This window comes from Streptomyces sp. NPDC002779 (genome assembly GCF_042888685.1).
GTDB lineage: Bacteria > Actinomycetota > Actinomycetes > Streptomycetales > Streptomycetaceae > Streptomyces.
In genome coordinates this window covers 81,847-94,029 of sequence record NZ_JBIAQC010000016.1, presented here as the reverse complement: position 1 = coordinate 94,029, position 12,183 = coordinate 81,847, and the positions used below count along the sequence as shown (strand labels likewise).

At 71.2% G+C, this 12,183-nt stretch carries 10 protein-coding genes and 1 riboswitch; of the genes, 5 read left to right on the top strand and 5 right to left on the bottom strand.

Features of this window, described 5'->3' with window-relative positions:
• The first annotated feature begins 22 nt into the window (after positions 1–22).
• Positions 23–811 carry a carbon-nitrogen hydrolase family protein gene (locus ACFYW5_RS32280; protein WP_389420673.1) on the top strand — a complete coding sequence of 263 codons (789 nt, stop codon included), beginning with the start codon at positions 23–25 and terminating at the stop codon, positions 809–811.
• Between the two features lie 47 nt (positions 812–858).
• Positions 859–2,559 (top strand): flavin monoamine oxidase family protein, encoded by a 1,701-nt coding sequence (locus ACFYW5_RS32275; protein ID WP_389420672.1) that lies wholly within the window; start codon positions 859–861, stop codon positions 2,557–2,559.
• A gap of 26 nt (positions 2,560–2,585) precedes the next feature.
• On the opposite strand, the gene ACFYW5_RS32270 is transcribed toward ACFYW5_RS32275, so the two are convergent.
• Positions 2,586–3,272 (bottom strand): DUF5995 family protein, encoded by a 687-nt coding sequence (locus ACFYW5_RS32270; protein WP_389420671.1) that lies wholly within the window; start codon positions 3,270–3,272, stop codon positions 2,586–2,588.
• Positions 3,273–3,438: 166 nt separating this feature from the next.
• Between ACFYW5_RS32270 and ACFYW5_RS32265 the strand changes: the two genes are divergently transcribed.
• Positions 3,439–4,578, top strand: coding sequence for a glycoside hydrolase family 6 protein (locus ACFYW5_RS32265; RefSeq protein WP_389420701.1), 1,140 nt, complete (start codon positions 3,439–3,441; stop codon positions 4,576–4,578).
• On the opposite strand, the gene ACFYW5_RS32260 is transcribed toward ACFYW5_RS32265, so the two are convergent.
• Complete coding sequence (locus ACFYW5_RS32260) at positions 4,557–5,198, bottom strand: Pr6Pr family membrane protein (RefSeq protein ID WP_389420670.1); 642 nt, start codon at positions 5,196–5,198, stop codon at positions 4,557–4,559. The genes ACFYW5_RS32265 and ACFYW5_RS32260 overlap by 22 nt on opposite strands.
• A 346-nt stretch (positions 5,199–5,544) precedes the next feature.
• On the opposite strand from ACFYW5_RS32260, the gene ACFYW5_RS32255 reads away from it, so the two are divergent.
• A complete protein-coding gene (locus ACFYW5_RS32255; RefSeq protein WP_389420669.1) occupies positions 5,545–5,967 on the top strand; it encodes a hypothetical protein in 423 nt (140 codons plus the stop codon).
• Between the two features lie 17 nt (positions 5,968–5,984).
• Here ACFYW5_RS32255 and ACFYW5_RS32250 read toward each other — a convergent pair whose 3' ends face one another.
• Positions 5,985–7,196 carry an MFS transporter gene (locus tag ACFYW5_RS32250; protein WP_389420668.1) on the bottom strand — a complete coding sequence of 404 codons (1,212 nt, stop codon included), beginning with the start codon at positions 7,194–7,196 and terminating at the stop codon, positions 5,985–5,987.
• 116 nt (positions 7,197–7,312) lie between these two features.
• On the opposite strand from ACFYW5_RS32250, the gene ACFYW5_RS32245 reads away from it, so the two are divergent.
• Entirely contained in the window at positions 7,313–8,503 is a 1,191-nt protein-coding gene (locus ACFYW5_RS32245) for an ROK family transcriptional regulator (RefSeq protein ID WP_389420667.1), read from the top strand.
• An 80-nt stretch (positions 8,504–8,583) separates the two neighbouring features.
• On the opposite strand, the gene ACFYW5_RS32240 is transcribed toward ACFYW5_RS32245, so the two are convergent.
• Complete coding sequence (locus tag ACFYW5_RS32240) at positions 8,584–9,327, bottom strand: SDR family oxidoreductase (protein WP_389420666.1); 744 nt, start codon at positions 9,325–9,327, stop codon at positions 8,584–8,586.
• Positions 9,328–9,416: 89 nt separating this feature from the next.
• Positions 9,417–11,756, bottom strand: a complete 2,340-nt coding sequence (locus ACFYW5_RS32235; protein ID WP_389420665.1) for a chitinase C-terminal domain-containing protein — start codon at positions 11,754–11,756, stop codon at positions 9,417–9,419.
• A 176-nt stretch (positions 11,757–11,932) separates the two neighbouring features.
• Positions 11,933–12,063, top strand: a riboswitch (FMN riboswitch).
• Positions 12,064–12,183: the final 120 nt, after the last annotated feature.

Here is a 12,183-nt window from a genome sequence, read left to right as displayed (position 1 = left end):
TTCCGCCCGGTGAGGATCACGCATGCGCACCGCCCTGCTCCAGAGCTCCGGCCGTCCCGGCTCGGTCGTCGAGAACCTCAAGGTGCTCGACGAGGCCGCGGGCCGTGCCGCCGCGGCGGGCGCCGGGCTGCTCATCGCGCCGGAGATGTTCCTGACCGGGTACGCGATCGGCGAGGACATCGCGCGGCTCGCCGAGCCCGCCGACGGGGACAGCGCGGACGCCGTCGCGGAGATCGCCTCGCGGCACGGTCTCGCCCTCGCCTACGGCTACCCCGAGCGGGACGGCGAGACCGTGTACAACTCCGCGCAGCTGATCTCCGCCGACGGCACCCGGCAGGCCAACTACCGCAAGACCCACCTCTTCGGCTGCTTCGAGCGCGACCACTTCACGCCGGGGGAGCGGCAGGTGGTGCAGGCGGAGCTCAACGGCCTGCGCGTCGGCATCCTGATCTGCTACGACGTCGAGTTCCCGGAGAACGTGCGCGCCCACGCCCTGGCCGGCACCGACCTGCTGTTGGTGCCCACGGCGCAGATGCACCCCTTCCAGTTCGTCGCCGAGTCGATGATCCCGGTGCGCGCCTTCGAGAACCAGATGTACGTCGCCTACGTCAACCGGGCCGGGCAGGAAGGGGAGTTCGAGTTCATCGGCCTCTCCGCCCTGGCCGGTCCCGACGGCGTCGCCCGCGCCCGCGCCGGACGCGGTGAGGAGCTGGTGTTCGCCGACACCGACCCCGCGTTCCTCGCCGCCGCCCGCGAGGCCAACCCGTACCTGAAGGACCGCCGCCCCGGCCTCTACGGGTCCCTCGTCTGAACCTCCCCCTCCCAGCTTTCTCAGCTTTCGCAAGGAGTCCGTACCCCATGACGTCCACGGTGCCCACCGCCGTCCAGCACGCCGACGAGCAGCAGCCGCCGATCACCATGTTCGGGCCGGACTTCCCGTACGCGTACGACGACTTCCTCGCCCACCCCGCGGGCCTCGGCCAGATACCCGCGACCGAGCACGGCACCGAGGTCGCGGTGATCGGCGGCGGTCTGTCCGGCATCGTGGCCGCCTACGAGCTGATGAAGATGGGTCTGAAGCCCGTCGTCTACGAGGCCGACCAGATCGGTGGCCGGCTGCGCACCGTCGGCTTCGACGGCCCGGGCACGGAAGGCCTCACGGCCGAGATGGGCGCGATGCGCTTCCCGCCCTCCTCCACCGCCCTCCAGCACTACATCGACCTGGTGGGCCTGGAGACCCGGCCCTTCCCCAACCCCCTGGCCGAGTCCACCCCTTCGACGGTGGTCGACCTCAAGGGCGAGTCGCACTACGCCGAGACCGTCGACGACCTGCCCCAGGTGTACCGGGACGTCGCCGCGGCCTGGAACAAGTGCCTCGAAGAGGGCGCCGACTTCTCCGACATGAACCGCGCGATGCGCGAGCGGGACGTCCCGCGCATCCGCGAGATCTGGGCGCAGCTCGTCGAGAAGCTCGACAACCAGACCTTCTACGGCTTCCTCTGCGAGTCGGAGGCCTTCAAGTCCTTCCGGCACCGCGAGATCTTCGGCCAGGTCGGCTTCGGCACCGGCGGCTGGGACACCGACTTCCCCAACTCCATCCTGGAGATCCTGCGCGTCGTCTACACCGAGGCCGACGACCACCACCGCGGCATCGTCGGCGGCTCCCAGCAGCTGCCCCTGCGCCTGTGGGAGCGCGAGCCGGAGAAGATCGTGCACTGGCCCTACGGCACCTCGCTGGCGAGCCTGCACGACAACGGCGCGCCCCGCCCGGCGGTGACCCGCCTCAACCGCACCGCGGGCAACCGGATCACGGTGACCGACGCCAACGGCGACATCCGCACCTACCAGGCCGCGATCTTCACCGCGCAGTCCTGGATGCTGCTCTCCAAGATCGCCTGCGACGACTCGCTCTTCCCGATCGACCACTGGACCGCCATCGAGCGCACCCACTACATGGAGAGCTCCAAGCTGTTCGTGCCTGTGGACCGGCCGTTCTGGCTGGACAAGGACGAGGAGACGGGCCGGGACGTCATGTCGATGACGCTCACCGACCGGATGACGCGCGGGACGTACCTGCTCGACGACGGCCCGGACAAGCCGGCCGTCATCTGCCTCTCCTACACCTGGTGCGACGACAGCCTGAAGTGGCTGCCGCTGTCCGCGAACGAGCGGATGGAGGTCATGCTGAAGTCGCTCGGCGAGATCTACCCCAAGGTCGACATCCGCAAGCACATCATCGGCAACCCGGTGACCGTGTCCTGGGAGAACGAGCCCTACTTCATGGGCGCGTTCAAGGCCAACCTGCCCGGCCACTACCGCTACCAGCGGCGCCTGTTCACGCACTTCATGCAGGACCGGCTGCCCGAGGACAAGCGGGGCATCTTCCTCGCCGGTGACGACATCTCCTGGACGGCCGGCTGGGCCGAGGGAGCGATCCAGACCGCGCTGAACGCGGTGTGGGGCGTCATGCACCACTTCGGCGGCGAGACCGACGCCACCAACCCCGGGCCCGGCGACGTGTACGACGAGATCGCCCCGGTGGAGCTGCCGGAGGACTGACCTGCCGGAGGACTGACCGCCCGGGGTCAGTCCGGCAGGGGGGTGAGCAGCATGCGGCCCGCGAACCCCACCGCCGCGTCCAGCCGCTCGGTGAACTCCCCGGCCAGCTCGGGGAGTCGGCGCAGCGCCCACAGCGCCCGGGCCGCCGACCAGGTGGCGTCCCGGGCCCGCTCCAGGCTCCACGAGCCGAGCAGATGCGTGAGCGGATCAGCGATCTGGAGCAGGTCCGGGCCCGGCATCAGATCCTCGCGGATGCGCTCCTCCAGCGAGACGAGGAGATCGCCCACCCGATCGAACTCGTCCTCCAGATCGGTGGGTTCGCAGCCGAGGGTACGACAGGCGTCCACGACGGCGAGCGCAAGATCGTGGCCGATGTGCGCATTGATGCCCGCCAGCGCGAACTGCAGCGGTCGTACGCCGGGATGGCGGCGGAACTGGAACAGCGGCCGCCAGCAGGCGGGCGGGCGGCGCTCGTCGGCGACCGTGCCGACCGCCGCGAGATAGCGCTCCGCGAACCGCACGTCCAGCGTGATCGCGGCCCCCGGATCCGCGAAGTGGCCCGCGTCGATCCGCCGGTCCACCGCCTCGGTCACCGCCAGGTAGACACGGTTGAAGACGGCCACGCCGTCCCGGGCGGGCAGGGCCGCGTCCAGGGCGCGCATCCGCGAGACGACCGCGTCTACGGGGGTGGTGAGTTGTTCGCATTGCGCCATGGGGGCAGAGTCGCAGCTTTAGGGTGACGGGAGGGTCGGCGGGCCGATCCTTCCCCAGAACGGGGGAACGCGCCCGCCACGGGGGGAGTGAGCAGTGGCAGGGCAACGTGCCCGGCGTCAGGCCGCGCGCAGGTCGGTGCGGCGACGGTCCGCACGGCGGGGCGCCATGGTCGTGGCGGCCTCCGTCGTGGTCGCCATCGCTACCGCGGCCGGGATGATCTCGGCGCTGGAGGAGGAGGGCGGCTCCGACGAGGCCCGCCCCGAGGTGACGCACTCGCCGCGCCTGCAGTCGCTGCCCGTGCGGCCGCCGGTGTCCGCGTCGCCCAGCGCGTCGCCCTCCGCCACACCCTCGCCGACGGAGAAGGCGAAGAAGAAGCGGGCGGCGAGCCCCACGCCCTCGCCCACGAGGACCGAGCCCGAGCGGCGCACGGCCGCCGTGTCCACCCGGCTGTACCGGCACCCCGAGTCCCAAGTGCTGGACTGGGTACGGGAGAACACCGGCGATCCGCGGCACGGCGTCATACAGTCCCGGATCGCCGCCCAGCCGGCCGCGGTGTGGTTCGCCGACTTCACCCCGGACACCATCACCGCCCGGGTCCGCGCGGTCACCTCCGGCGGCGCCGCCCTCGGCCGGGTGCCGGTCGTGGTGGCGTACGCGATACCGGACCGCGACTGCGGAGGGGCCAGCCAGGGCGGGGCGCCCGACCTCGACGCCTACGACGACTGGATCGACCGCTTCGCCGCGGGCCTCGGCTCCGGCGATGTCATCGTCGTCCTGGAACCCGACTCCGTCGCCCAGGCCGAATGCCTCTCGGGCGGCCAGCGAGCCGACCGCTTCGCCTCGCTGGCCCGTGCGGGGCGCGTCCTGAAGGAGGCCAACCCGAGAGCACGCGTCTACTACGACGCCGGCCACTCCGGCTGGCACGCCCCCGCCAAGCAGGCGGGCTGGCTGAAGCAGGCCGGAGCCGCCTCACCCGCCTCCTCCGACGGCATCTTCAGCAACGTCTCCAACTTCCACACCACGGCCGACGAGAGCGCCTACGACCGACAGGTCCTCGACGCCCTAGGCGGCCCCGCCTCGCTCGGCGCCGTGATCGACACCAGCCGCAACGGCAACGGTGCCCCGGCCGACGGCGAGTGGTGCGACCCGGCGGGACGGAGGATCGGCCGGGCGCCCACCCTGAGCACGGGAGAGGCACGGATCGACGCCTACCTGTGGGTCAAGCTGCCGGGGGAGTCCGACGGCTGCAAGGGGACGCCGGGGACGTTCAGCGCCTCGTACGCCTACGACTTGGCCTCGTCGTAGGAGGACGTGCCCTCGTCCAGCTCTTCAGGTGGGCCGGGCGAACGAGCGAGGAGGCGGTCGATCCACCGCAGGGCCAGTGCGAGCACCGCGCCGATCGTCAGCACCACGGCGACGTTCCGCAACGCCACCGGGTAACCGAGGGCACCGACGTCGAGGAACGGGTACGGGTACCAGCCCGTCGTCGCGCCGCGCACCAGGGTGTATCCGATCCACCCCAGCGGCCAGGCGAACGACCACGCGAGTGTGCGCCGGTCCGTCTGCCCCCGTGGGCCGAACACCAGCCAGCCCAGGAACGTGGCCGGTGGTGCCACGTAATGGAATGCGATCGTGCACCACAGCGCGGCACCCGACAGGTGCACCTTGGACGCCAGCACGGTCACGAACACGAGCCCTGTGATCAGGATGGCGAGCAGTGAGGTCAGTCGCAGCGCCCGCCATACCCGCCCGTCCCGGTCCGGACCGAGTGCGAGTCCCACGCAGGCCATCGCGACCAGCACATTCGAGTCCACCGTGAAGAAGGAGAAGACCCGCACCAGACGCGAGGCGACACTGGACTGTGGGTCGACCCGGCCCGAGTTGGCGTCCGCTCCCCCCAGGACCAGGAGAACGATCTGAGTCACCAGCGCCGCAATGATCACCGCGGCCAGAGCGCCATGCCAGACCCGCGACGCCGTCAGATACCCAGAACTGGTCGCGCAGCCCGCGCGGTATGAAGCCCCACAGTGACCGTCTGCTCCGGTTTGCCCCTTTGGTTCCACCAGGCAAGTACACCACTATCCCCGCCTGTGCCCCGATGGCAGCGCCATGGCCGGGGTGGTGAACGCAGCCGGTGCGCGCCCCCTTCGTGCGCTCGCGCTATCCGGCTCGACCCTGACTCATCCACTAGCGGCACCCGACACCCGGCGCCCTCGGATGAGAGTGCGCCGCGGTCGATTCCGGTTCTGCACCACGCAAAGGGAACTCCGCATGTTCACTCGTCTTCGCGCTCTCCTCGGTGTGCTGGCGGCGGCTCTGCTGCTCGGCCTCACCGTGGGTGCGGCTCCCGTCCAGGCCGATCCCGCCAACACCGCGACGGTGCAGGATCCGACCGGCACCTTCGGACTCAGCGTCACACCCGCCAGCGCCTCGGTGGGTGACACGGTGTACGTGACCCTCGACTACACGAACAAGGGGTCCGCCACGGTCCAGACGAACTTCGGCTACACCGGCTCCCCTGTGGGTTCCTACGCGATCGGGGCCCCCACCGGTGACACCGCGGTCTGCGGCGGCCCTCTGATCGTCGAGGGCGGCTGCACCTACCTGCTGGTTCCGGGCGGCGACTCCCGGCGCGCCACCTGGCCCGGCCAGTCGTTCTACTTCCTCCCGCCGCTGGTGCTCTGCGTCCACTGACGCGCAGCCAGTTGCTTTCAGGGCCGGGGGTCGGGCACGGCCGCGTCCGGGTGGCTGATCCGGGTGGACTTGCGCTCCGCGGTGCGCAGGACGCCCGCGAAGCCGACGAGGCCGGTCGACAACAGCGTCACCAGGGCGAACGACACCACCAGACTGGTCAGCTGGGCCAGCCCCCCGATCGCGCTGGGCGCGACCAGACCGGAGGTGTACGTGATGGTCGCGACGCCCGCGATGGCCTGACTGGGGTTGGGGCCGCTGCGGCCGGCCGCCGCGAAGCACAGCGGCACGACCACCGCGATGCCGAGCCCCATCAGCGCGAACCCGGTCATCGCCATGGCGGGATGGTCCGCCAGGACGATCAGCAGACCGCCGAAGGTGGCGAGGACACCGCCGGAGCGGACGGTGCGCACGGCGCCGTACCGGTCCACCACCTTGTCGCCCGCGATCCGGGCGATGGCCATGGTGAGCGTGAACCCCGTGGTGCACGCGGCGGCGAGCCCGGCCGAACTGCCCAGCTCGTCGCGGAGGTAGACGGCCGACCAGTCCAGGCTCGCCCCTTCCGCGAACACCGCGCAGAACCCGACCGCGCCGATGAGCAGCGCCGAGCGCGGCGGCAGCGCGAACCGGGGCGGCGGTTCCTCGTCCTGGGCGGGCTGGAGGTCGAGCACCCAGGTGCACGCGACTATTCCGGAGACGGTCAGGACTGCCGCCGCCAGCGCGTGGTGCACCCGGGCGTCCGTGCCGAGGTGCGCGGCGAGCGTGCCGCCGAGCGAGCCGAGGACCGCGCCCGCGCTCCACATGCCGTGCAGCCCGGACATGATCGACCGGCCCAGGCGGTTCTCCACCTCGACGCCGAGCGCGTTCATCGCCACGTCGGCCATGCCCGCCGTGGCGCCGAAGACGAACAGGGCGAGGCAGAGGGTGAGCAGGTTCGGGGCGAGGGACGGCAGCACCAGGGCGAGCGTCCACAGCGCCATCAGCGCGCGCAGGGCGGCGCGGGCGCCGAAGCGGTGGGTGATGCTGCCGGCGAGCGGCATCGCCACCGAGGCACCCAGCGCGGGGAAGGCCAGGGCCAGCCCCAACTGGCCCGCGCTCACCGACGCGTGGTCCTGGATCCACGGCACCCGGGTCGCGAACGACCCGGCCACGGCTCCGTGCACGGTGAAGACCGCGGCCACGGCATAGCGCGCCCGCTTCACCTCGCGTCCGTCGTAGACCCCGTCACTCATGCTCAGGCCCCTCCCTGTGGCTGCCGATGCCGTAAACTATCAGGAAGCCTGCCTGATAGATAGGGGATTACATGGCCGCGCCCCGCACGGCCCCGCCGATCTGGAAGGATCCCGGCATGTCCGCATCCCCCAGCACCGCCCGGGCCATCAACGACCGGCTCGCCCTGCGCCTGCTCCAGCAGGAGGGCCCCCTGACGGCGGGGCGGCTGAAAGAGCTGACCGGACTGTCCCGGCCGAGCGTCGCCGACCTCGTCGACCGCCTCATCGCGGCCGGACTGATCGAGGTCGTGGGGGAGTCGGGGGAGCAGCGCCGCGGCCCCAACGCCAAGGTGTACGGCATCGTCGCCGCCCGGGCCCATCTCGCGGCCCTCGACGTGCGCACCGAGGGCGTCGCGGTGGCCGTGTCCGACCTGGTCGGCGTGGTGCTGGCGGAGGCGTCGGCGCCGATCGACGGCGGCGTCGGCACGGGCCCCGCGGTCGAGCAGGCGGTGGCCCTGGTGGAGCGGGCGGTGAAGGAGGCCGGCGTGGACCGGCCGCACACGGTGGGCATCGGCACCCCGGGCCTGATCGACCCGGCGACGGGTGAACTGCGCCGCACCACAGGGCTGCCGGAGTGGCACCGGCGTCTGGTGGCGGCGCTTCAGGAGCGGCTGCCCGAGGCGCGGGTCAGTGTCGAGAACGAGACGAACATGGCGGCGCTGGCCGAGCAACGGGACGGCGCCGCGGCGGACCGCGACACCTTCGTCCTGCTCTGGCTCGGCATGGGCGTCGGCGCCGCCGTGGTGCTGGACGGCGTGCTGCGCCGGGGCGCCTCGGGCGGTACGGGCGAGATCGGCTTCCTGCCGGTGCCGGGCACCACGGGCCTGCCGTCCGCGACGGACTGCGACGGCGGCTTCCACTCGCTGGCGGGGGCGGCCTCGATCGCGGAACTGGCGGCGCGGCACGGAGTGACGGCGCCGGAGAGAGCGGGCGAACCGCATGCGGCGACGCTGGTCCGCACGGCGGTCCAGGCCGCGGACCCGGCTGCGCACGCAGGCTTCCTGGACATCCTCGCCGACCGCCTGGCCCTCGGCGCCGCGGCGGTCATCTCGGTCCTGGACCCCGGCTGCGTGGTCCTGGGGGGCGAGATCGGCCGGGCGGGCGGGGCGGAGCTGGCCGCCCGGGTCCAGGACCGCCTGGTGCGCATGTCGCCGCTGCCCACGGAGGTGCGGGCGAGCACCCTGGGCGGGGCGGCGGTGCTGAGGGGCGCGCTGCTGACGGCACGGGACCGGGCCCAGGAGGAGCTGTTCGCTCCACCGGCCCGTTAAATCGACTCAGCGACTCAGCGACTCAGCGGCTCGCGCGCAGCGGCTCAACGGCTCAGATCCGCTCATCGGCTCGGAACCCCTCAGCGCCCGAAGCGCACCGCCAGATACTCCTCGAAGGTCCCCGTCCCCACCGCCCGCTCCGGTGCCAGATGCCCGCCCGCCTTGAAGGCCCGGTACGCCTTGCCCGCCAGGGGGACGTTCACCACCCGGCGCTTTCGGCCCGTGGCCTTCAGATAGGCGCGGGCCAGGGAGTCGAACGGCCGTACCTCCGGGCCCGCCATGTCCGGGACCCGGCCCGCGGGAGCGGCCAGTGCCAGTTCCACCAGACGGTCCGCGACCTCGGCCACGTCGACCGGCTGGTCCCGCACCCCGGCCGGCACCAGCATCACCGGAGGCTTGGCCAGGATCTCGAACACCCGCGTCAGCAAGTCGTGGAACTGGGTGGCCCGCAGGATCGTCCAGCCGAGGCCCGACTCCTCGATCAGCTTCTCCACCGCGAGCTTGCTCCGGTAGTAGCCGAACGGCACCCGGTCGACCCCGACGATCGAGATGTAGGCGAGGTGTCCCACCCCGGCCCTGCGCGCCGCCGCGATCAGCTGCGCCGCCGCCTTGTCGTCCCCACCGCCCGGCGTGCTCGCGCAGTGCACGATCGCGTCCACGCCCGACACGGCCGCGTCGAGCACGGGCCCGCCCTTGCGCAGGTCCACGGCGTACGGCTGAGCGTGCCTGCTGAGCACCCGCACCTCGTGCCCGTCCGCGAGCAGTCGCTCCGCGACGAGCCGGCCGAGGGTTCCGGTACCGCCGGTCACCAGGATCGTTGTCATGTCCGGCATCCTGCCAGAGCAGGAGGTTGAAGGCCCGGCGGCGGGCAAGGGCCGTCGTCACCGCCGCCGGGCCGGTCCGAGCGCGGGGCTCAGCAGGCGCCGAGGTCCTGCCACACACCCCATTCACCGGTGGTTCCGGGCTCCTCGCCCTTCGTCCACCACTTCGCCTTCCACGAGTGCCCCTTGTGCGCGACCTGACTACCGCCGCCGTACTCCGTGGCGGAGTTCCAGCCGGGCGCGGTGCAGGCACCGGGCGTCGGGGTCGGCGTGGGAGTCGGGTTCGTCGGGTCCGGGGCGGGCCCGGTGCCCGATCCCGGTTCCACCAGCGTGGTGCCGCGGGCCAGGTCGCCGGCGAGGGCGTACGTCGTCCCGTTGATGTTCACCGTCCAGTTCCACGGCGTGGACACCGGCAGGTAGTAGTTGAACGACAGCTCCACCGACGCGCCCGGCGCCACCGACTGCCAGCTCGGCAGCTTCAGCGAGACCCGGTGGAAGTCGCCCTTCAGCCCGCCCACGTTGGAGCCGGTGTGGTCGCTGCTGATCACCTTCGTGCCGAAGCCCGACTGGTCGGAGGCGTTGGCCGGAGCGGCGGTCGCGTAGTCGAACTGGAACTCCGTACCGCCCGGCAGCGTCGACTTGGTGCGGTTGGTGATCTTCAGCTTGGGCGTGATCGGGTAGTTGGAGTCACCGAGCTTGAACTCCCCGAACTCCACGCCGATGTCGACGGCCTTCGTGGGCAGCGCCTTGTTCGAGACCCGCGCGCCGTACGGGGAAGCGGACTTGAACTTCTCGTACATCGCGGTCGTCAGCGTCGACCCCGGCTCGTACTGGCCCTTCGCCGCGTTCCAGCGGTAGTCCCCGGCCAGCTCCCACACCATCGTGCCGCCGATGCCGTTGCGGACGACGTAGTCGGCCTTGGCGTTCACCGACTGCTCGTCCTCGGTGGACAGGAACACCTTCTTCTCGGCGTTCCACAGCCACGGCGCGACCAGCGTGGAGTCGTACTTGCGGGCGTACGTGCCGGTCAGCTTCGTGTCGGCGGGGAAGCCGTACTTGGTGACGTAGTCGCCGACGACGCCCTTCTCCAGGTTCTTGGCGTGCCACATCGGGTTCGAACCCGCGGGTGACTCCTTGCCGTTGGTGTCGAGGTCGTGCCAGAGGTTGTCGATCCCGGTGGCCCCGTCACCGCACTTGGTCAGCCCGGACCCGGCGGGGCAGTTCGTGGACGGAGCCCTGCCCCACAGTCCGTCGGTCCCGCCGGTGACGTTCTTGAACCCCCGGGTGTAGTAGGGGAGCCCGATGTTGATGCGTCCGGCCGGCATCGAACCGCGGAAGTAGTGGTACGCCCAGTCGGTGTTCAGATAGCCGATTCCGCCGTACTGGGAGGCCGAGTACACGCCCGCCGCGGCCAGTTCGCCGTCCTTGCCGTCGTCGAAGAGCGAGGCGTTCGGGCCGACGTACTCGTTCCAGGCGCCGTGCAGGTCGTACGACATGATGTTGACGTAGTCCAGGTACTTCTGGACCTGGAAGGTCTCCATGCCGCGCAGCAGGTAGCCGGAGGAGGGGGCCGCGACCGAGAGCAGATAGTGCTTGCCGTCCGCCGCGCCCGCCCGGTCGAGCTTCTCGCGCAGGGTCTTCATCAGGACCGCGTAGCCCTTGACCAGACCGGCCCTGCGGGCGTTGGCGAGGGACCAGTCGAGCGGGTTGCCCGCGTCCTTCATGGTCGTCGGGTACTCGTAGTCGATGTCGACGCCGTTGAAGCCGTACTTCCTGATGAAGTCGACGGCGGACGTCGCGAAGGTGTCGATGCCCGCCTGGTTGACCGAGCCGTCGGCGTTGGTGGCCATCGAGTAGAAGCCGCCCGAGTTCACCCGCGTGCCGTCGGCCGCGAAGTAGCCGCCGGTCTCGGCCCAGCCGCCCACCGAGATCAGCGTCTTGACGTTCGGGTGCTGCTTCTTGAACTTGTTCAGCAGGTTGAAGTGGCCCTTGTAGGAGAAACCGGGGTCCATCTCCGCCCCGCTCACCCCCGGCCAGGTCATCCCGGTCGCCGGGTTGGTCGCGCCGTCCGCGCCGACCGAGAGCTTGTTGGCGCCGTCGACGTGCGCGAACGCGTAGTTGAGGTGGGTGACCTTGTCCCACGGGATGTCCGGGGCGAGGTAGGCGGGGGTGCCGTCCTTGCCGGTGCGCCAGCCGGTGAAGTAGCCGATCACCCGGCGCTGGTGGTCGGCGCCCATCTTCTCCCGGCCCTCGGCGTCGTAGACCGAGCAGTAGGGGACGTCGACGCCGGGCGTCTTGTAGAGGCCGTCGGGGCGGCAGGACTCCTGGTCGGCGGCGTGCGAGGCGGTGGCCGGGAGCCCGGCGAGCACCAGGCCGGCGACCGTGGCCGCCGCGGCGAACAGGGCGGGTCTCGCTCGGTTGCGTGACAGCAAGTCGGTTCCTCTCCACGGAAGTTGCGCAGACCCTAGGGAGGACTAGACCAATGCGTCAATAGGTATGGACCAATTAGGGTCGAGGAGACGTCCGGCCGGGCCGCCTGTGAGCCACCCCACAACCGTCACCCGCATGGACGTCGTCGCGGCGTGGCAGACTGGCCCTGTACCAGTAGCAGCGCACTCCGGGGTCGGTGAAAGTCCGAACCGGCGGTTACAGTCCGCGACCCGGTCGCCTCCAGCGACCGGTTGACCAGGTGAAATTCCTGGACCGACGGTTAAAGTCCGGATGGGAGGCAGTGCGCGGCGGGCGGGCATTCGTGCGCGCCGCCGATCTGAGCTCGTCCTTTGCGGACGGGTTTTTTCCGGCGTCGCTCCCGGTGTCGTCGTCCGCGGTCTCTGTCGTTCCGCGACAGCCCCCGGAGTC